Annotated in this window: 23 protein-coding genes; 8 read left to right on the forward strand and 15 right to left on the reverse strand. The window is 54.1% G+C overall.

The window, feature by feature from the left end; translation table 11 throughout:
• Positions 1-6 precede the first annotated feature (6 nt).
• The 3 genes from yghU to fucR all read left to right on the forward strand — a co-directional run bounded on the left by yghU (position 7) and on the right by fucR (position 2,708).
• Complete coding sequence (gene yghU / locus M8Q36_RS02330) at positions 7-870, forward strand: glutathione-dependent disulfide-bond oxidoreductase (RefSeq protein ID WP_249879913.1); 864 nt, start codon at positions 7-9, stop codon at positions 868-870.
• Between the two features lie 132 nt (positions 871-1,002).
• Positions 1,003-1,989, forward strand: a complete 987-nt coding sequence (locus tag M8Q36_RS02335) for a sensor domain-containing diguanylate cyclase (RefSeq protein WP_249879914.1) — start codon at positions 1,003-1,005, stop codon at positions 1,987-1,989.
• The gene (gene fucR / locus M8Q36_RS02340; protein WP_249879915.1) at positions 1,986-2,708 is read left to right on the forward strand and encodes an L-fucose operon activator; all 723 of its coding nucleotides are present in this window, start codon (positions 1,986-1,988) and stop codon (positions 2,706-2,708) included. Before M8Q36_RS02335 ends, fucR begins: the two co-directional genes overlap by 4 nt.
• Here fucR and hybG read toward each other — a convergent pair.
• From hybG to yghX, 11 genes are all read right to left on the reverse strand, one after another.
• Positions 2,699-2,953 (reverse strand): hydrogenase maturation factor HybG, encoded by a 255-nt coding sequence (gene hybG, locus M8Q36_RS02345; RefSeq protein ID WP_249879916.1) that lies wholly within the window; start codon positions 2,951-2,953, stop codon positions 2,699-2,701. The genes fucR and hybG overlap by 10 nt on opposite strands.
• Positions 2,954-2,960: 7 nt before the next feature.
• Positions 2,961-3,299: a hydrogenase maturation nickel metallochaperone HypA gene (gene hypA / locus M8Q36_RS02350; protein WP_249879917.1), complete on the reverse strand. Its 339-nt coding sequence runs from the start codon at positions 3,297-3,299 to the stop codon at positions 2,961-2,963.
• Entirely contained in the window at positions 3,292-3,771 is a 480-nt protein-coding gene (gene hybE, locus M8Q36_RS02355) for a hydrogenase-2 assembly chaperone (RefSeq protein WP_249879918.1), read from the reverse strand. The genes hypA and hybE overlap by 8 nt, the downstream gene beginning before the upstream one ends.
• Positions 3,761-4,258 carry a HyaD/HybD family hydrogenase maturation endopeptidase gene (locus M8Q36_RS02360; RefSeq protein WP_249879919.1) on the reverse strand — a complete coding sequence of 166 codons (498 nt, stop codon included), beginning with the start codon at positions 4,256-4,258 and terminating at the stop codon, positions 3,761-3,763. Before M8Q36_RS02360 ends, hybE begins: the two co-directional genes overlap by 11 nt.
• Positions 4,258-5,961, reverse strand: a complete 1,704-nt coding sequence (hybC, locus tag M8Q36_RS02365) for a hydrogenase 2 large subunit (protein WP_045512141.1) — start codon at positions 5,959-5,961, stop codon at positions 4,258-4,260. Before hybC ends, M8Q36_RS02360 begins: the two co-directional genes overlap by 1 nt.
• Positions 5,958-7,130, reverse strand: a complete 1,173-nt coding sequence (hybB, locus tag M8Q36_RS02370) for a Ni/Fe-hydrogenase cytochrome b subunit (protein ID WP_249879920.1) — start codon at positions 7,128-7,130, stop codon at positions 5,958-5,960. Before hybB ends, hybC begins: the two co-directional genes overlap by 4 nt.
• The gene (hybA, locus tag M8Q36_RS02375; RefSeq protein ID WP_249879921.1) at positions 7,120-8,097 is read right to left on the reverse strand and encodes a hydrogenase 2 operon protein HybA; all 978 of its coding nucleotides are present in this window, start codon (positions 8,095-8,097) and stop codon (positions 7,120-7,122) included. Before hybA ends, hybB begins: the two co-directional genes overlap by 11 nt.
• A 2-nt stretch (positions 8,098-8,099) precedes the next feature.
• Positions 8,100-9,218, reverse strand: a complete 1,119-nt coding sequence (gene hybO / locus M8Q36_RS02380; protein WP_020455253.1) for a hydrogenase 2 small subunit — start codon at positions 9,216-9,218, stop codon at positions 8,100-8,102.
• A gap of 241 nt (positions 9,219-9,459) precedes the next feature.
• A complete protein-coding gene (locus M8Q36_RS02385; RefSeq protein ID WP_025263833.1) occupies positions 9,460-9,747 on the reverse strand; it encodes a DUF2623 family protein in 288 nt (95 codons plus the stop codon).
• Between the two features lie 68 nt (positions 9,748-9,815).
• Positions 9,816-11,465: a methyl-accepting chemotaxis protein gene (locus M8Q36_RS02390; protein WP_249879922.1), complete on the reverse strand. Its 1,650-nt coding sequence runs from the start codon at positions 11,463-11,465 to the stop codon at positions 9,816-9,818.
• Positions 11,466-12,454: 989 nt separating this feature from the next.
• On the reverse strand, positions 12,455-13,342 hold the full coding sequence (gene yghX, locus M8Q36_RS02395; protein WP_249879923.1) for a YghX family hydrolase: 888 nt from the start codon (positions 13,340-13,342) through the stop codon (positions 12,455-12,457).
• 166 nt (positions 13,343-13,508) lie between these two features.
• On the opposite strand from yghX, the gene M8Q36_RS02400 reads away from it, so the two are divergent.
• Positions 13,509-14,549: an aldo/keto reductase gene (locus M8Q36_RS02400; RefSeq protein ID WP_045512128.1), complete on the forward strand. Its 1,041-nt coding sequence runs from the start codon at positions 13,509-13,511 to the stop codon at positions 14,547-14,549.
• A gap of 41 nt (positions 14,550-14,590) precedes the next feature.
• On the opposite strand, the gene M8Q36_RS02405 is transcribed toward M8Q36_RS02400, so the two are convergent.
• Positions 14,591-15,085, reverse strand: coding sequence for a TIGR00645 family protein (locus M8Q36_RS02405; RefSeq protein ID WP_017457486.1), 495 nt, complete (start codon positions 15,083-15,085; stop codon positions 14,591-14,593).
• Positions 15,086-15,172: 87 nt separating this feature from the next.
• On the reverse strand, positions 15,173-15,679 hold the full coding sequence (locus M8Q36_RS02410) for an ESA_00282 family adhesion-associated protein (protein ID WP_017457485.1): 507 nt from the start codon (positions 15,677-15,679) through the stop codon (positions 15,173-15,175).
• Positions 15,680-15,781: 102 nt separating this feature from the next.
• Between M8Q36_RS02410 and M8Q36_RS02415 the strand changes: the two genes are divergently transcribed.
• The 3 genes from M8Q36_RS02415 to M8Q36_RS02425 all read left to right on the forward strand — a co-directional run bounded on the left by M8Q36_RS02415 (position 15,782) and on the right by M8Q36_RS02425 (position 17,635).
• Positions 15,782-16,186 carry a hypothetical protein gene (locus tag M8Q36_RS02415; RefSeq protein WP_249879924.1) on the forward strand — a complete coding sequence of 135 codons (405 nt, stop codon included), beginning with the start codon at positions 15,782-15,784 and terminating at the stop codon, positions 16,184-16,186.
• A complete protein-coding gene (locus M8Q36_RS02420) occupies positions 16,179-16,622 on the forward strand; it encodes a cytoplasmic protein (RefSeq protein ID WP_249882713.1) in 444 nt (147 codons plus the stop codon). Before M8Q36_RS02415 ends, M8Q36_RS02420 begins: the two co-directional genes overlap by 8 nt.
• A 116-nt stretch (positions 16,623-16,738) precedes the next feature.
• On the forward strand, positions 16,739-17,635 hold the full coding sequence (locus M8Q36_RS02425; RefSeq protein WP_502825465.1) for an SDR family oxidoreductase: 897 nt from the start codon (positions 16,739-16,741) through the stop codon (positions 17,633-17,635).
• Between the two features lie 48 nt (positions 17,636-17,683).
• Here M8Q36_RS02425 and exbD read toward each other — a convergent pair whose 3' ends face one another.
• Positions 17,684-18,109, reverse strand: a complete 426-nt coding sequence (gene exbD / locus M8Q36_RS02430) for a TonB system transport protein ExbD (RefSeq protein WP_017457481.1) — start codon at positions 18,107-18,109, stop codon at positions 17,684-17,686.
• A gap of 6 nt (positions 18,110-18,115) precedes the next feature.
• Entirely contained in the window at positions 18,116-18,847 is a 732-nt protein-coding gene (gene exbB / locus M8Q36_RS02435; RefSeq protein WP_249879925.1) for a tol-pal system-associated acyl-CoA thioesterase, read from the reverse strand.
• Between the two features lie 251 nt (positions 18,848-19,098).
• Between exbB and metC the strand changes: the two genes are divergently transcribed.
• Positions 19,099-20,286 (forward strand): cystathionine beta-lyase, encoded by a 1,188-nt coding sequence (gene metC, locus M8Q36_RS02440; RefSeq protein WP_249879926.1) that lies wholly within the window; start codon positions 19,099-19,101, stop codon positions 20,284-20,286.
• Positions 20,287-20,367: the final 81 nt, after the last annotated feature.

A 20,367-nucleotide genomic window follows, 5' to 3' on the forward strand; every position in this document is an offset into this window, starting at 1 on the left:
GCCAAAATGTCAGACAACTATCAGCCCCCCAAAGTCTGGACGTGGGATAAATCCGGCGGCGGCGCGTTTGCCAATATCAACCGCCCGGTTTCCGGCTCAACGCATGACAAAACATTGCCGGTCGGCAAACACCCGCTACAGATCTATTCGCTCGGTACGCCGAACGGCCAGAAAGTCACCATCATGCTGGAAGAGTTACTAGCGAAAGGCGTCAGTGCCGCAGAGTACGACGCGTGGCTGATTCGCATCGGCGAAGGCGATCAATTCTCCAGCGGTTTTGTCGAGGTTAACCCGAACTCCAAAATCCCGGCGCTGCGCGACCATAGTACTACACCGCCGACGCGGGTGTTCGAATCCGGCGCGATCCTGCTCTATCTGGCGGAAAAATTCGGCCATTTCCTGCCAAAAGATCCGGCAAAACGCACCGAAACGCTGAACTGGCTGTTCTGGCTGCAAGGTTCCGCACCTTTCCTCGGCGGCGGTTTTGGTCACTTCTATAACTATGCGCCGGTGAAGATCGAGTACGCGATCAACCGCTTTACCATGGAAGCCAAACGCCAACTGGACGTGCTGGATAAGCAACTGGCACAGCACACATTTGTAGCCGGGGATGAGTACACCATCGCCGATATGGCGATCTGGCCGTGGTACGGTAACGTGGTGCTGGGCAATGTCTACAACGCGGCGGAATTCCTCGACGCGGGCAGTTACCAAAATGTCCAGCGCTGGGCGAAAGCGATTGCAGAGCGCCCGGCGGTGAAACGTGGGCGTATGGTTAACCGCACCTTCGGTGAGCCGAGTGAGCAACTGCACGAGCGCCACGACGCCAGCGATTTCGACACGCAAACTGAAGATAAACGCAACGCTTGATCTTGCCCACCGGGCGGCATTCCGCCCGGTTTCTCCCGCCTTTCTCCACACCTTCTGCTCTTTTTTTCACACCATATTTACATAACAGAAATAACTCGTAAGAATGCCTTTTATTTACCCGTAGCCCGCCAAATGTCTGAAACCGCGTTAAAACAGCAGATCCAGAATCTGAAGAAGCACAACGCCCGGCTGGTGCGGATCGCACGCGATGCGCGCAATAAACTCAGCGCCGCGCTCGACGGCACCGGACTCTGTTTGTGGCAACTGGATGTGCCAAGCGGCAAGCTCATTATCTTTAACCGCCGCTGGGGTTCGATGCTTGGCTATCAACCCAAAGCGCTGAGCGCCCACTTTGATGTCTGGCGCGAACACCTGCATGAAGATGACCGGCAACAGGTGCTGGATGCGTTTTATGACCATTTGCACGGCAAAACGCCGTTTTACGAAGCGTTGCACCGCATGCAGCATAAAAATGGCACCGTGACCTGGGTGCTCGATCGCGGTCGCGTCACCGACCGGGACGCCAGCGGCGCGCCGCTGAAAGTGACCGGCACGCACATTGATATGACCAAAGAGAAGCAGTACGAAGAGCAACTGGCTCTGCTTGCAAACCACGATCCGCTGACCGGCCTCGCGAACCGCCACGCGCTGTTGCAACACTTCGCTGAACTCAATCTCGCCGGGCCGCTGTGTGTGGCATTTATCGATCTCGATGATTTCAAAGCGGTAAACGATACGTTTGGCCACCGCAGCGGCGATGAGTTGCTGATCCAGCTAAGCCAGCGCCTGCGTGCTGCCTGTCCGGAGGGAACCGTCATCGGGCGGCTTGGCGGCGATGAATTTGTTCTGTTGCTGCCCTTTGCGCTCAACAGCCTGCTGATTAACAGCACGGCGCATAGCTGTTTGCGCGCCATTCTCAGCCCCTTCGAGCTGGATAATGGCGAGGCGTCGGTAGGCGCATCGATAGGCATTGATGAAGTGCAAGCCGGGGATGATTTCGTTAATGCGCTGATGCGCGCCGATCGCGCGATGTATCACATTAAGCACACCGGTAAAAACGGCGCGGCTATCGGCAAAATACTGATTTCGCTCTCGCCACGGCATGAAGAAACGCCATGAAGCACGCGCGCCAGCAAGCGATTCTGCAGCTTCTCACCAGCCAGCACAGCATCACAACCCAGGCGCTTGCAGCGCAGCTGAATGTCAGTATTGAAACCATTCGCCGCGATCTCAACGCGCTGCAAACGGCGGGGAAAATTGTGCGTCGCCACGGTCTGGCGCGCACATTGCACGCAGCGTCGCATGATGACGGGGAGCCGTTTCGCACCCGGCTAAAAAGCCATTATGCGGATAAAGCCGACATCGCCCGCCACGCACTGAACTGGATAGAAGCCGGGATGACGCTGGCGCTGGATGCCAGCTCTACCTGTTTTCATCTGGCGCGGCAGTTACCGGATATCCCGTTGACGGTGCTAACCAACAGCCTGCCGGTGTGTCAGGAGATGGCGCGCCGCGAACAGATTGAGCTTATCTGCTCGGGTGGCCGACTGGCGCGCACGGAGCGCTGCTACGTGAACCCGGCTCTCGCCAGTCTTCTGAAATCGCTGGAGATTGATCTGTTTATCTTCTCCTGCGAAGGCGTGGATGCACGCGGTGATATGTGGGATTCCACCCGCCACAATGCGGTGTTCAAAGCCGAGCTGTTACGCCGGGCACAGCAATCATTGCTGTTGATTGATAAGAGTAAATTCTATCGCGCCAGCGAAGCGAAAATCGGCAATCTGGCGCAGGTCACGCAAATGGTGACCGACGCCAACATCGACGCGCTTCAGCGCTGAGGGGCAAACGCTTCGATCTCCATGTTGCGCAACGCGTCCAGTGTTGCCAGCGCTTCGTGTTCATCAATCACGCTCATCGCGAAACCGACATGCACCAGCACCCATTGCCCCAGCAATTCACGCGGTGAATCCTCGCACACCAGCGCGATATTGACGTCACGGCGCACGCCGCACACATCGACCTGCGCCAGTTGATGAAAATCGTCGCCAACGGCCACCACCTGCCCCGGTACGCCTATACACATCGTTGCTTTACTCCACTTCGATACTTTTGATCTGCACGCCGTCACTGCGCTCAATATGCAGCGTCGGGCAGTGGCAGAGCGGGCACTCATCGTGCCGTTCGGTTTTCACCGTCTGGCTACAGTTCCAGCACCAGGCCTGCGCCGGTTTATGCAGGATATGCAATGTGCAACCCTGCGCCAGCGTCTCGCGGCAGGCGATATCAAAACCAAACCGCAGCGCGCTCTCTTCCACACAAGCCAGCGCGCCCACTTCCAGCCATACGCCCGTCACGCGCCGCGCGCCGTTTTGCCGCGCCTGCTGTTCAATGATCTCCACCGCGTTCTGGCACAGGGATAACTCATGCATGCGCTTTGTCCCGCAGCCCTTGCAGCAACGCCCGACGGCTTAGCGCGGCATCGGTAACCGGCAACGAAAGCGCCATTTTCAGGCAGTTATCGGCAAGCGCGATGCCAGCATCAACAGACAATCCTCGATCCAGCGGCGACATCAGCGAGCAGCTCAGGTATTGCCCCAATGCGGGTAATTCGCCGACGGTAAAGGTCATTTCGCCATAAGGCAATCGCAGCCCCAGCCGCTGGCTTATCGGGCGGCGAGGCCAGCACTGCTGCGGGCCGGGGTAGATTTGCACGCTCAGCATCCACGGCGTCAGCACGCAGCCCAGCCACTGTTCTTCAAAGCGGGTGAACGGCGTGACATACACCGGCATGGTTGCATGGATAAACGGCAGACTCTGCATCTCCTGCTCGGCTATCGCCATAAAAGCCGCCTGCACTTCGCGGTGCGGCGAAACGTCAAACCCCATTACCTCATCCTGCATGTTCGGCCTCCCGTAAAACAGGCTCCACGCCGGATTCACGCAGCGCCGCCAGCACGGCCTGAAGCGCAGTGTCCAGGCTCGCCGCCACCACCGGTGTCATGCCGATATGCGGCTCCAGTGAGGACGGAATAACGCCAATCAGCGTCAGTTTTTTCGGAAACTCGCCGGTGAAACGCAGCGCCGACAGCACATCCGATAGCCCCAACTGGTGCGGCGAAATTTTATTGCTGAACAGCGTTGGCACGTCGTCATCGCGCAGGCAAATTACTGTACCCGGCTCGCTTTTGCGGCTGACCACCGCATCGGCGATGATCAGATGATCGCGGTTAGCCATCGCCTCAAGCAGCTCCATACCCGCCGTGCCGCCGTCCAGCACCTCGACATGCGCGGGCAGACGGTAACGCTGCTCAAGCGCTTCCACCACCCGCACGCCTATCGCTTCATCGGTGAGCAAAATGTTGCCCACGCCTAACACTAAAATCGACATCACAGCACCTTCACCGCGACAACATCGTTGCCGTCGGCATCCACCACGTGGACCGCGCACGACATACACGGATCGAACGAGTGAACGGTGCGCACCACTTCCAGCGGTTTTTGCGGATCGGCAATTGGCGTTCCCACCAGTGACAGCTCGTATGGCCCGGCGTCGTCGTTGAAGTTGCGCGGCCCGGCGTTCCAGGTTGACGGCACTACCGCCTGGTAGTTATCGATTTTACCGTCTTTGATAACGATCCAGTGGGAGAGCATGCCGCGCGGCGCTTCAAGGAAGCCGACACCTTTAAACTCGCCGCTGGTCGGGATCTCCGTATGGGCGATAGTTTGCACATCGCCTTTGCCGATATTGTCTATCAATGCCTGATACTGCTGCTGCAAGACCTGATGTAACTCGCAGGCATGAACCGTGCGCCCGATAATGCGCCCCAGCGTGGAGTGCAGTTGCTCCACCGCCACCGTTTTGCCGGTGAGTTTCTGGTAAATGGCGGTGATATCGTGCAATTTCTCCGTCGTTGCCGGGTGTTTCGCTGCCAGCTTGCAGAGCATATTGGCGAGCGGCCCCACTTCGACCGTTTTGCCGTAAAAGGTGGGCGATTTAACCCAGGAGTATTTGCCCTCTTCCTGCCAGCCGGTGTACTGCGGCAACGTGGTGCCCTGCCACGGCTCCTGCGGCGCCTCGTCTTTATACCAGGCGTGTTTCGCGCTCTCCTGAATGCCTTTAATCAGGAAAGGATCGGTGTGGGTGTTGATTTCACGGTAGGTCGCAAGATCGGCATTTTCAATGTAGCCACCAGCAAACAGGAAGCTGCCGTTGTTGGCATCGGTGGGGAATTCCGGCGTGCTCAGGTAGTTCACCGCGCCTTTACCGAGCGTGAGCCATTCCGGGTAAAACGCCGCAATCACCGCCGTGTCGACTTTATAAACCTGCTCGATAAACCCTTCCAGCTTGTCGATAAACGACTTGAGATACATCAGGCGTTCAAGGTTAAGCACTTCGATGCCATCAAGATTGATCGGGTTGGCAACCCCGCCCACCGCCAGGTTCTGAATGTGCGGCGATTTACCGCCGAGCAGCGCGACAATGCGGTTAGCGTCGCGCTGACACTCCAGCGCTTGCAGGTAGTGCGCGACGGCAATCAGGTTTACTTCCGGCGGCAGTTTCATTGCCGGGTGGCCCCAGTAGCCGTTGGCAAAAATGCCCAGTTGGCCGCTGGCGACCAGCGCTTTGATCTTCTCCTGCACCGCTTTGAAGTCGTTTTCACTGTTAAGCGGCCAGTCGGAAAGCCCCTGTAACAGCGCGGCGGCTTTCGCCGGATCGGCATTCAGCGCGCTGGTGATATCGACCCAATCGAGCGCCGAAAGCTGATAGAAATGGACGATATGATCATGAATCGAGTGGGCGGCCAGAATGATGTTGCGGATGTACTGGGCGTTGCGCGGCACCTTCACCTCCAGCGCACTTTCTACCGCCCGCACCGAGGCAATGGCGTGGATCGTTGTACAAACGCCGCAAATGCGCTGCATGATGATCCATGCGTCGCGCGGGTCGCGGTTTTTGACAATCTCTTCCATCCCGCGCCACATGGTTCCTGACGACCAGGCCTTTGATACAACGCCGTTTTCAATTTCGCAATCAATGCGTAAATGACCCTCAATACGGGTGACCGGATCAATGGTGATACGTTGACTCATGCTTTACTCGCCTCATGTCGCGCAGATGTTTTTAACGGAGGAATAATCGGCAACAGACGTATCAGTAAGATGTACGCACAGACTTCAATTGCCACAAAACCGATGGAAATCAATAACTCTTCCGCTGTCGGGAAGTAGTGGTAGCCGTTGCCGGGATTAAAGGCCAACAGCGAATAAGAGAGCCGCCACAGCGCACAGCCGAGCAGCATGCTCAACGCGCCCAGGAACAAAAAGCGGGAATCACGGCGCAGACGCGGCGCACGCAGGATCAGCAGCGGCAAGGCCAGCAGCGCCAGTTCCAGCCAGAACATCAGGCTGTAAAAATCACCGGCAAAGGCGTAATGCCATTTGTCACGCCACGTGATCTCTCCCAACCGCAGCACCAGGAACAGCGCTAACAGCACGCTCAGGATGTTGATGAGTTTACTAAACAGACGTTTTTCATCCGGCCCGTTGCCGCGCAGGCTGGCCTGCATTAATGAGCCTTCGAAAATGACAATCGAGAAGCCCATAATAAACGCGGTCAGCAGCGAGAAAACCGGCAGCATTTCATAGCTCTGCCACAGCGGGTAAACCTTATATCCGGCGGCAATCATCAGCGAGCCCATCGACGACTGGTGCATGGTGGGCAGCAGCGCGCCAAGCGCGATGATGAAAAACATCACTTTATTGAGACGGCGCAGCGAAACCTTCCAGCCGAGCCTTTCCAGCAGCGCCGGGGCAAACTCTAGCGCCATCACGCCGATGTAAATCGTCATACAGACCGCGGTTTCAAACAGTACTGAATTGACGTTGAAATGGCCGGGAATATAGAAGTAAGGCAGATTCCAGTAACGCCCGACATCGATGGTGATGGACAAGCCGCCCAGCGAATAACCGAACAGGCTGCACAACAGCGCCGGGCGCACCAGCGGGTGATAATCGCCCCGGTTAAAGACATACACCGCCCACGCCAGCGCCCAACCGCCACAGGCAAAGCCGGTGCCGATCAGCAAATCAAACGCGATCCAGATCCCCCACGGATAACCACCGTTCAGATCCGAGACCGATCCGAGCCCGAAGATCAAACGCTTGAGGATAAAGATCGCACACAGCACGATCAGCGGGGCGAACAGCAGCACCGGTTTACTCAGCAGTTTGCCGCCCATCGCTTGTGGATCATGACTCATGATCGCCTCCGTCATGGTTGTCCCGCGTATTGCGGCGTACCAGTGCGGTCAGCCCAACCAGCACGGCGAGCGGCAACATCATGCCTTTGTAGACCGTATGTTGAACATGCTCAGAGCGTGCGCCGGTTGCCAGGTCGTCCAGCTCCGGCAACCCCAGTTCCTGATAAGGAACCCCGGTCAGCACCAGCACCTGCGTGCCGCCGCCCTCTTTCTCGCCGTACAGATGCGGGTAGTAGCTGGGCACGTTATGCACGTAGGTGTCGTTGGTGTTTAATGTCTGGCGCGGGTAGCGGTACTCAGAGCCGGGTTTCATCGCGAGACGTTTTTTGGCTTCGGCGAGCAGTTCTTCACGCGTGCCGAAAATCACCGCGCCCGCCGGGCACACTTCCACACAACCGGGTAACTCGCCGTTATCCAGCCGCGCCACGTCTTTCTGGTTGCAGAGCTCGCACTTATGCAGCGCGCCGAAGGGGTTGTTGTAGTCATACTTCGGCACATCGAACGGACAGGCGACCATGCAGTAACGGCAGCCGGTACAGACGCTGGCGTCGTAGTGAACGATGCCGGTTTTGGCGTCTTTTTTCAGCGCCTGCACCGGGCAGACGGAAACACAGTTGGCATCCACACAGTGCATGCACTGCTTTTTGATATAGGCATAACCGTCGCGCAGCTGGTCTTTGTTCTCCCCGCTGCCGCTGTGCCAGACCTGAATAATGTTATTGGTATAAGGCGAAAGTTTGTCGTTATTTGACCAGGTTTGCTCGCCCTGAGGGTTGCGCTGCGGCGTGTTAATTTGCTGGCAACGCGTCACGCAGGCCTGACAACCGACACAGAGCGTGGAGTCGTACAACATCCCCAGCGCGCCGGGGATCGGCGGGCGGTTTTGCGCGGCGGCAAAACTCGCGGACGATCCCCCCACCAGCAGCGCCCCGCCGGACGCCACCTTGAGAAAATCACGTCTGTTCACGGCTAGTCTCCCTGTGAATCCGTGTCGTTTTTCTTCTGCTGGCGACCCAGTTCACGCACGGTCATCACACCGACCCCCGCCACCAGGCCGACGACGCCGCCCAGCAAACCGACAGCGCTTGCCGACACAGTACCCCCCTCTTTCAGATTGACGTCTGGTTTCGCGGCGCGCGGCGTAGGGTTATCCACATGCGCAAGCTGGGAGATACCTTTGTGAAAGCCAACCCCTTCTTCATTGCAGCCGTAGCAAGGGTGACCAATGGCAACCGGCCAGACACCGCCCACATCGCAAAACTGCAACGTTGAGCAGTTGCCCCAGGTTTCCGGGCCTTTGCAACCTAAGTGATACAAGCACCAGCCTTCGCGATGCCCCTGATCGCCATATGCTTTCGCAAAACGCCCGGCGTCAAAATGCGGTCGACGTTCGCAGTGCTCGTGAATTAAGCGTCCGTAGGCAAAGCGGGGACGGTTTTTGGCGTCAAGCGCCGGAGGTTTGCCGAAGGTGATGATATGCGCCACCGTGGCAAGGAAGTTTTGTGGGTTCGGCGGACAGCCGGGAATGTTGATCACCGTTTTGCCAGGCAGCACCTCTTGCAGGCTGACGGCACCGGTCGGGTTAACGCCCGCCGCCGCCACGCCGCCCCAGGCGGCACAGGAGCCAATCGCGATAATCGCCGCCGCGTTTTCCGCCGCTTTACGAATATGATCGACAATCGGTTCGCCGGCGACCATGCAGTAAACACCGCCGTCTTTCATTGGAATCGAGCCATCAACCACCAACACGTACTGGCCTTTATACTGCTCCAACGCCCGGTGTTTATTCTCTTCAACCTGGTGACCAAACGCGGCAGAAAGCACTTCGTGGTATTCCAGCGAAATGGTTTCCAGCACAAGGTTTTCTACCGTGGGGTGCGTCGCGCGAAGCAGTGATTCGGTACAGCCTGTGCACTCCTGCGCGCCAATCCAGATAACGGGTGGACGCTGAGGGTGGCTGACGGCTTCGGCCATTTCGGCAGCGGCTTTACCGCTTAACCCCATGGTCGCCGCCAGTGCAGCACACAGTTTCATAAAATCACGACGGCTCACGCCATGAGACGCAAATTGTTGGTTCTCTCCTGCCATTTATTGTTATCCCTTAGCCTGGACTAGGATTATTCTCCACCTATTCAGCAGATGAATGCTGCGATCGCCCCGACAAATAATCACATAAAAAACAAGGGTATTATGCAAAAAGGCGGAGAGTGTTGCAGTAGTCACAGAAAAATGAGGGGTTTAGGGGCACAAAACGGCAAAAAAAATGAAAGTCACCCTCGACAAAAGTGACCTTCACAAAAGAGAACGACATTTTGAGCAAAGCTTATTTTTAGATTTCGAGGCGGTAACCCGCCATAAAAAATCGGATCACAGTGCTGGAGTGGCTCTCGCGAAAGAAATCCATCACCATGTCCTTATCCAGCCCGTAGCGACGCGTCAGAATGCCTGCTTCCCACGCGCTGAGTTGACGATCGCCGGTTTTTTCAAACATACGATGCGAAAACCCGAGTACAAAACCACGCTTATAGTCCGGGCAGAAATGCGCCACGTTACTGGCGCTGTCCGCCTGCGCCGCATTCAGCCCGGCCATCAAGCCTTTACCAAAATGGTTGTCCATCGTTATCACCCCCACAAACGCTATATAAAAAATTATATAACGATCTTCCGTGGCGGCGATAGCGCTGATTAAAACGCGACCCACTCATCCGAAGAGGTTGATGCTTTACGCGATCCTCCGCGTGATAAATCCGGTTTTACCAGCGCGGTGGCCGCAGGTTTCTGCTGCTCGTCACTGGAAAGGCGGAACTGCTGAACGGAACGCTGCAACTCTTCGGTCTGGCGCTCCAGCGCAGCGGCGGCGGCGGAAATTTCTTCCACCAGCGCGGCGTTCTGCTGCGTTACGCTGTCCATCTGGGTAATCGCCACGCCCACCTGAGAGATGCCTTTGCTCTGTTCATCCGTCGCAGAAGCGATCTCTTTCATAATGGTGGTCACCTCTCTCACCGAACGCAGAATGCTTTCCATGGTGGTGCCGGTGTCATTGACCAGTTTCGCGCCTTTCTCCACGCGGGAAACGGAATCCGCGATCAGCGTTTCGATCTCTTTCGCCGCGCCGGCACTGCGGCTGGCGAGGTTACGCACTTCACCCGCAACCACTGCGAAACCACGACCTTGCTCACCCGCACGCGCGGCTTCCACGGCGGCGTTAAGCGCAAGAATGTTGGTCTGGAAAGCGATGCTGTTAATCACGTTGGTGATTTCGGCGATTTTCTTCGAACTGTCAGAGATGCCATCCATTGTGCTGATCACTTCTTTTACCAGCGCGCCGCCTTTGCTGGCGGTGGTTGACGCCACTTGCGCCAGTTCGCTGGCCTGGTTGGCGTTATCCGCGTTCAGTTTTACCGTTGAAGTCAGCTCTTCCATGCTGGCAGCGGTTTGTTCCAGCGCCGCAGCCTGCTCTTCAGTACGGGAAGAGAGATCGTTATTGCCAGTGGAGATTTCGGATGCGCCGCGCCAGATATTCTCGCTGCCGTGGCGGATGCTGCTCACCGCTTCACGCAGGCTATCCTGCATTGCTAACAGCAGCGGGATCACCTGACCCACGCAGTTGCGCCCCATATCTTCCAGCGGCTGGCTAAGATCGCCCTGCGCCATCAAGCGGAAGTGCGCGCGAATACGGTTCAGCGGTTTCACCAGCATGGTGACCAGATAACGGTCGGTGAACAGCAGGATCAGCAAACCAATCACCATCGCCGTAATAATCGCGACGCGCGTGGTGCTGGTGCGCCCATCAACCATCACGCGCGTTTCATCCAGGCTGTTGCTGGCCGCTTTATTAAAGCTTTCCGTCGCCGTACCGAAGTTGCGGCTCAAACCCGGCGTGACATTATTGGCCTGCTGGCGGTACGCGTCTGGCGTACCTTGCTGCGCCAGTTGCATCTGCGGAGTAACCCCTTGATCCAGCAGCGCCTGCCAGGCAGTAATCACTTGTTCGGATACTTTAGGATCCATCGGGCCTGGCGATACGGCTTTAAACTCCGTCAATTTACGTGACATGGTGTCCAGCGCCTGTTGCACCGGTGCCATATCTGGCGTGCCACCCGCAGCTTTGGCTTCCATCACACGGCTAAGACGAGTAACAAATCGGAAGTACTGATCATTACCCTGGCTAAGAAGGGTCATTTGCGTCACAAGCTGGCGATCAACTTCATTGCCATCAGCGACTTTTGACAGAGAAAAAACGCTATACAAGCCGACGCCAGACCACAGCACGCCGAAGATCCCAAGGATCACCAGCATCACGGCGCGTATAGTAAAGTTGCGAAGCATATTCATAATATTGTCCTTGCGGTAATGGTGCTTTCTCGCCTGCGGGCGAGACTTATCTCCATTTATCGGCAAGATGAGGAAAATATTAAATGTCTGGATAAAAATTTTCGTATGAAAACCGCGTTGACCTTTTCTCTTTCTTCTGCCACTTAAACCACCGACAAAATGATTATTCTGCTAACTTTATTTCAGCATTAATGAGGTTAACACCTATACAAACCGCCAATAAAAAAACAATAACCAACTAATATTTAAAGATATTTTCATTTTTTACTCTATTATAGAAACAACCATAAATATGACAATTGAGGAAATCTTAATTATTAAAACTCTGTGCCACAAAATCGTAACCCACAATAAAATAATAAGAACCCCCTCAGCTAACGATATAATGAAGATGCTTAAATACAGCGATAATAATTATTATCACCATTTGAAAAATACCGATAAATATCACTAATCATTCGCTTAAAAACTTAAAAAAAATAAGAGTTAAGCAACCTTTAAATGCTTGTGAAGCGATGTTAAAAAAGATGTTTTTTTATGCAACACAACCCGATAGCCAGGCAGATAAAGATACAGAGAGAAAGGGTAAAACTCAGTTATGTCGCGGTCTGCAGAAGTACTGTGGTTCACGTACTTTGCTGTGTCATGCATTAGCCGTTGGGACAAAACCTCCACAGATGATTATTTTTGTATACATTGATAAATATTATGAATAGCCCACAACGATTTATGTTTTGCCGTTTTTTTGGCCGCTTTTCCAGGAATTTTCGTAGAAAGAACGGGTGCCTAAAGTAAATTAAAAACGCGTTTTTGCCTGCCAGGAAAAGCCAGAAAACGAAAGACATTGCATTAATTATCGCCCCCCTGTATTTCTGACGTAAAAACCTGGTAAGTATTGCTTATGGCGTGAATTTACGTTGATAAACAAACCCAATGCGAAATATTCAGCTTTTTTATGTTTTCCGGCATCCCTGCCAGTGCAGCAGCCGCTAGGTGAGATAGGTTTTGAACCAATCCAGGGTGCGTTGCCAGGCCAATTCGGCGGCGGCTTTATCGTATCGCGGCGTCGAATCGTTGTGAAAACCGTGGTTAACGCCGGGATAAACCCACGCTTCATAAACTTTTCGATGGGCCTTTAACGCCTGTTCATAGGCCGGCCAGCCTTCATTGATGTTCTTGTCCAGCGCAGCGTAATGCAGCAATAGCGGCGCGTTGATTTTCGCAACATCCACCGCTGTAGGCTGTCGGCCATAAAAAGGCACCGCGCACGCCAGTTCAGGGTAAGCCACCGCCGCCGCGTTTGACACGCCGCCGCCATAGCAAAAACCGGTAATCCCCACTTTGCCCGTCGCCTGCGGATGCTTTTGCATAAACTCGATGGCGGCAAAAAAGTCATTCATCAGCTTTGTCGGGTCAACTTTCTGCTGCAATGCGCGACCTTCATCATCGTTACCTGGGTAGCCGCCCACGGAGCTTAAACCATCCGGTGCCAGCGCAATGTAACCTGCTTTGGCGACGCGGCGAGCCACATCTTCGATATACGGATTTAGCCCACGGTTTTCATGTACCACCACCACTGCCGGCACGTTGCCCTGCGCTTTTGTCGGTTTGACCAGATAGCCACGCACATCGCCATGCCCGTTTGGCGACGGATAAGTAATGTATTCGGGATGAATGTCCGGATCGGTAAATTCCACCTGCGTTGCCAGCGCGTAGTTCGGTTTCAACAGGTTGAACAGCGCCAGCGCCGTCATGCCGCCCACCGCATATTTGCCCGCCAGCTGTAAAAACTCTCGCTTATTGATCTTGCCGTGTGCGTAGTAGTCGTAGTAATCGAGCAACTCCTGCGGGAAATCTTTCGCCGTTAACCGCGTCATCGTTTATCTCCGTCTTTGTATGCCTCTCTAAGCAAAGCATAGCGCTCCGCTTTTCGCTCAAAAAACATCCAGACACAACCTCATCTTTTGATGTGCAGAAAACAGACGTAAGATAGAAACGTTGTTTCGAATTTTCATCGATAAGATTAAAAAGAAAGGAGACATCATGCCTGGCTTCGCCAACCCGAATCGCTACGAACAGATGCAGTACCGTTACTGCGGCAAGAGCGGCTTGCAACTGCCCGCGCTTTCTCTCGGTCTGTGGCACAGTTTTGGTCACGGGCACGCCCTGGACTCACAGCGCGCCTTGCTACGCAAAGCATTTTCCCTCGGCATTACCCACTTTGATTTAGCCAATAACTACGGGCCGCCAGCAGGCAGCGCGGAAGAGAATTTTGGCCGCTTGCTGCGTGAGGATTTTGCCGCATACCGCGACGAGATCATTATCTCCACCAAAGCCGGTTACGATATGTGGCCAGGACCGTACGGTTCCGGCGGTTCACGTAAGTACCTGCTCGCCAGCCTCGACCAGAGCCTGAAGCGAATGGGCGTTGAGTATGTTGATATCTTTTACTCGCACCGGGTTGATGAAAAAACGCCAATGGAAGAGACGGCATCCGCGCTGGCGCAGGCCGTGCAGAGCGGTAAAGCGCTGTATGTCGGTATCTCTTCCTATTCCACCGAACGCACACAGCAAATGGCGGCGCTGTTGCGTGAGTGGAAAATCCCGTTGCTTATCCACCAGCCCTCTTACAACCTGCTGAACCGCTGGGTGGATAAAACCGGCCTGCTGGATACGCTGGAAGATAATGGCGTGGGTTGCATCGCCTTTACCCCGCTGGCACAAGGGCTGCTGACCGGCAAATACCTGAACGGCATTCCGGAAGGGTCACGTATGCAGCGTGAAGGCAAAAAAGTGCGTGGTCTGACGGAGAAAATGCTGACAGAGAGCAACCTCAACAGCTTGCGCTTACTCAATGACATGGCGCAGCGCCGTGGTCAGTCGATGGCGCAAATGGCGCTAAGCTGGCTGTTAAAAGATGCGCGAGTCACGTCGGTGCTGATTGGCGCGAGCCGCCCGGAACAGCTGGAAGAGAACGTTCAGGCGTTGAACAACCTGAGTTTTAGTCGCGAGGAGTTAGCGCAAATCGACAAACACGTTGCCGATGGTGAGCTGAATCTGTGGCAGGCTTCTTCAGATAAGTAAAACGGTAATGCCGGGCGGCAGAACGCGGCCCGGCAATGAACTCAGTGCTGGTGGCGGGTTAATCGGTCCAGGTAGCCCATCACAAAAGCGGAAAGCACAAACGTCAGGTGGATAATCACATACCACATCAGTTTGTTATCCGGGACGTTTTTGGCATCCATAAACACGCGCAGCAGATGAATCGACGAAATGGCGACAATTGACGCCGCGACTTTGTTTTTCAGCGATGTGGCGTCCATTTTGCCCAGCCAGTTCAACTTCTCTTTATGCTCGGCGATATCGAGCTGTGAGACGAAATTTTCATAGCCGGAAAACATCACCATCACCAGCAAACCACCCACCAGCGTCATATCCACCAGCGACAACAGCGTCAGGATCAGATCCGCTTCCGCCAGATTGAAGATATTGGGCAGGACGTGAAAAATCTCCTGGAAGAATTTTACCGTCAGCGCAAGCAGGGCGAGGGAGAGGCCGAAGTAAACCGGGGCGAGCAACCAGCGCGAAGCGTACATTGCGTTTTCCAGAAAGCGTTCCATGTTGCGTAAAGTCTCTTCTGATTGCTAAACCGGCGTTCAGTATATCCCAGCCAGGCAAACAATTTGCAACACTAAAGCAACACGTCGCTACACCTCTTCGGGATTGACCCAGGGACGTTGGTTCTCTGGCCATACCAGCACGACCAGCGCGGGATACGCTTCCATACTGAATTCACGAAAACACTGGCGCAGGTTGAGCACATCCAGATCCGAATGCGGTACTTTTTCACCATTTACGCAGCGCTTCTTTATATTGTCGTAATACTTATACACCGCTGAATTGAGATCGCTGCAGCGACGCTGCGCTTCAAATAACCCAGGCGTACTATTTAATTCCGCCATATTCATGCGCTTAATTGTCGCATGAAGAAAATCTATATATTCATGATTAACGCGCCAGTACCACACTGGAGTAATCGCATTCATTAACGCGGAGAAATGATCTTCCCCCTCCTCTTTTGACAACGGTTGCGGTGGTAAAGGCGGATTGTCAATTTCACTAAGGGGAGCTTTTTTATTGTACTCGCGCATCAATAAAAGAACGCCGCCCGTCAGCAGCAATAAGGCGATAACAGAATAAAAAATACTGTTCATGAGCAGGCTCCTTTTTTTTGATTTTAAAAGTGCGCCATGATATTGTCAACGAACCTCACGCCTGAACACCCTCTTCCCTGTTGATATTAAAGGACATTGGAAATGCTTCCCGAGAATCTTGTCCCGGCACGATTTCACATTTCTGCCGTTGAAACCAAGCCTGGAGAAGAAGGAAAAGAGCCTAATTTAACTCAGGGTAAAAGAACACTCGCTGAACATGCTAACGATATATTAGCGAATGCCAGCCGTACCGGGCAGTCGAGAAATATGCTGCTGGAAGAACGCGACCGCCATATAAAAGAGCGGCTATTGTGTGTGGTAAAAATCGAGACTTTCGCGCGTTTACTTAATGATTTACAAGCGGAAGGCGAGATAGATGCCCAAACATTAAGCCAAATAATTGCGGATAAAACTCAGCAAATAAATGAAGCAGGTAATGAGATTTGGCTTAATCTCATTACCCGAGAAAAAAATACGCCAATGTTTTATAAGCTCGGGGATGAATAACGTGAAAGAGGTCGATAATAATAACGTTTATTTAGCTTTAGAAGAGAAAAAAAGCGATGAATTTATCTTAAAGCAAAATAAAGAAGCCCTGATATTAAGCAAAAACGAAACTATTCAGCGAATCGCGCGTGAACTAATTTCTATTCCTGCGGCGCTGGTGCGCCTGAAATGGCAGAACCGTCGCGAAATCTATCCGCTGCAGGTGAAAGAAGAGATTTATGGCGCTGTCATCGACGCCATCATCGCGCAAAAACCAGAGCTGCGGGACAAAATCATGGGGCGCCTGGAGGCGAACTATCAGTACATTCTGAGCCGCGAAACTGCGACGTTACGCCTGAGTCGCAAACTAAGCGATGGCGAATATCGCACCTCGAATGTAACAACCGTGGCACTGGAAGAAGAAGCGGCGGCGAAGCGAGCCGCAAACAGCAAATAGCCCATTACCCCTCCCTCGCTTGTACACCTTCGCCTCAAGATAATCCTGAATTAGTCTGCATTTTCAGCTCAGGCTTCTACCCTTAAGTACTCAACAACCGATATGGAGGGTACGTAATGGCGAATAACCAGACGAAAATGCAGGATCCCACCACGCAGTATTACACTGGCGAATACCCGAAACAGCGGCAACCAACGCCAGGCGTACAGTCGAAGATGGATCCCGTTCCCGACTGCGGAGAGAACAGCTACGTCGGTAGCGGGCGACTAAAAGATCGCAAAGCGCTGGTGACCGGCGGCGATTCGGGCATTGGTCGCGCGGCAGCTATTGCCTATGCGCGCGAAGGCGCAGATGTCGCCATCAACTATTTGCCTGCGGAAGAGGAAGACGCACAGCAGGTGAAAGCACAAATCGAAGCCGCCGGGCGCAAAGCGGTGTTAATTCCCGGTGACCTGACCGATGAGTCTTTTGCCCGCGCTTTGCCGCACAAGGCAAAAGAGCAGCTTGGCGGGCTGGATATTCTGGCGCTGGTGGCAGGTAAACAGACTGCCGTGGAAGAGATTGCCAACCTGACGACAGAGCAATTTACCCAAACCTACACCGTTAACGTTTTTGCACTGTTCTGGATAACCCAGGAAGCCGTGCCGCTGCTGCCACCGGGCGGGAGCATCATCACCACCTCGTCTATTCAGGCGTATCAACCGAGCACGCATTTGCTGGATTACGCCTCAACCAAGGCGGCAATCCTCAATTACAGCCGGGGACTGGCGAAGCAGGTCGCGGAAAAAGGGATTCGGGTTAACATCGTAGCCCCGGGGCCAATCTGGACAGCGCTGCAAATTGCCGGTGGGCAACCCCAGGAGAAACTGCCGCAGTTTGGCCAGCAAACGCCAATGAAACGTGCCGGCCAGCCTGCGGAACTGGCACCAATTTATGTCTATCTGGCGAGCCAGGAATCAAGCTACGTCACCGCCGAAGTGCATGGCGTGACGGGCGGCGAACACCTTGGATAACAGGCATAAAAAAAGCTGGCATTCGCCAGCTTTTTAATTGATTCAGTATTACTTCGCTTTCGCGACTTCTTCGCCCACCAGACCGATCTTCAGATATCCCGCCTGATGTAGTGTATCCATTACCTTCATCATTGTTTCGTAATCCACGGTTTTATCCGCGCGAAAGAAGATAGTGGTGTCTTTTTTACCTTCGGTTAGCGTATTCAGCGCGTTAACCATCGTTTCATCGGTAACCTGATCGTTACCAATAAACATGGTGTTATCTGCTTTTACCGACAGGTAAACCGGTTTTTCCGGGCGCGGTTGCGGCTGGCTGGTTGATGCCGGCAGGTTAACTTTCACATCAACCGTGGCAAGCGGCGCGGCCACCATAAAGATAATCAGCAGCACTAACATCACGTCGATAAACGGCGTGACGTTGATTTCGTGCATTTCGCCGTTATCGTCCAGGTTTTCATTAAGACGCATTGCCATGACGAATCAACCTACTCGTAATTTTTGCGCGGTGCGAACCGGCTGAGCGTTGCTGGCGGCCAGATCCAGATCGCGGCTTTGCAGCAGCAGAACCTGCGCGGCAACATCGCCGAGGATCGCTTTATAGCTGCCGATCATACGGGCGAAGATGTTGTAAATCACCACCGCCGGGATAGCAGCAACCAGGCCGATAGCCGTTGCCAGCAGCGCTTCTGCGATGCCCGGCGCGACAACCGCGAGGTTGGTGGTTTGCGTCTGCGCAATACCGATGAAGCTGTTCATGATGCCCCAGACGGTACCAAACAGACCAATAAACGGCGAGATCGCGCCAATCGTTGCCAGATAGCCATTCCCGTGCCCCATATGACGACCGGTGGCGGCAACGCGGCGTTCCAGACGAAAACCGGTGCGCTCTTTAATGCCTTCGTTATCTTCGCTGCCTGCGGATAACTCCAGTTCGTTCTGGGCTTCGTTGATCAACATTGTGCTCAGGCTACGCGCGTGGAAAGCGGAAGCAATTTCACTCGCCTGATCCAGAGAGCGGGCTTCAGCCAACTGCTGCTGCTCACGCTTGAGGCGGCGCTTGTGCGAAATCATCTCAACGCTTTTGCTGAAGAAAAGCGCCCACGTGACGACAGACGCCAGAATTAGGCCGATCATCACCACCTTCACAACGATGTCGGCATGCTGGTACATGCCCCACACGGATAGATCCGTCTGCATCAAATTATTACCCACAGTGTATCTCCGAGACGCAAATCACAAAATCTGTGCGCCATGATATCAAAAAGTCGTCGAATTGATAGTAGTTCTCATTAGTATTTGCAGAGTGCCTGAATTAAAAGTCATTTTCTTTGCGCTTACGCAGTAAACAGACACCATTGGACATTTTCTGGAAAAAATTCACTCACCGGCATAACACTGCGAGGCATCCGCCGACAATCATGGTAGTCTGGACATCCAGACGTATAAAAACAGGTTGAGCGAGAATGACAGCAAAGCATCTTGATACCGCTCTGGTTAACGCAGGGCGCAGCAAAAAATACACGCAAGGGTCGGTGAATAGCGTCATCCAGCGCGCCTCTTCACTGGTATTCGACACCGTTGAAGCCAAAAAACACGCGACGCGTAACCGCGCCAACGGCGAGCTGTTTTACGGGCGTCGCGGCACACTCACGCACTTTTCGCTGCAAGACGCGATGTGCGAACTGGAAGGCGGCGCGGGCTGCGCGCTTTTCCCCTGCGGCGCGGCGGCGGTGGCAAACACCATTCTGGCGTTTGTTGAACAAGGCGATCATGTGTTGATGACCAACACCGCCTATGAACCCAGCCAGGATTTTTGCACCAAAATACTCACCAAACTGGGTGTCACCACCAGTTGGTTCGACCCGATGATCGGTTCCAGCATCGTGCGGCTGATTCAGCCGAACACCAAAGTGGTGTTCCTGGAATCTCCCGGCTCAATCACCATGGAAGTCCACGATGTTCCGGCCATTGTGCAGGCGGTGCGAAGCGTTGCGCCAGACGCGATCATTATGATCGACAACACCTGGGCGGCGGGCGTGCTGTTCAAGGCGCTGGAATTCGATATTGATATCTCCATTCAGGCGGCGACCAAATACCTGATTGGCCACTCCGACGGCATGATCGGTACGGCGGTGTCCAACGCCCGTTGTTGGGAACAACTGCGCGAAAACGCCTATTTGATGGGGCAAATGGTGGATGCCGACACGGCGTATATGACCAGCCGTGGTCTGCGCACACTGGGCGTTCGTCTGCGTCAGCACCACGAAAGCAGCCTGAAAATTGCCGAATGGCTGGCGGCACATCCGCAGGTGGCGCGCGTGAATCATCCGGCGCTTCCCGGCAGCAAAGGCCACGAGTTCTGGCAGCGGGATTTTACCGGTAGCAGCGGCTTGTTCTCGTTTGTGCTGAATAAGCGCTTAAGTAATGAAGAGTTAGCCAACTACCTCGATCATTTCTCGCTGTTCAGCATGGCGTACTCATGGGGCGGTTACGAATCGTTGATACTCGCCAACCAGCCGGAGCAACTGGCGGCGATTCGCCCGGACGGCGAAGTGGATTTCACCGGCACATTAATCCGAGTGCACATTGGTTTAGAGAATGTTGACGATCTGATAGAGGATTTAGTGGCGGGCTTTCAGCGCATCGTGTAAACCAGGCGTACGGGCGTAAGTATTCAGAAAATTCTCGTTTCTTGCGCCCCCGATCAAGGTGTTTCAGGCGAACTGGAGTAC

This window comes from Kosakonia sp. R1.Fl, assembly GCF_023516815.1.
Lineage (GTDB): Bacteria > Pseudomonadota > Gammaproteobacteria > Enterobacterales > Enterobacteriaceae > Kosakonia.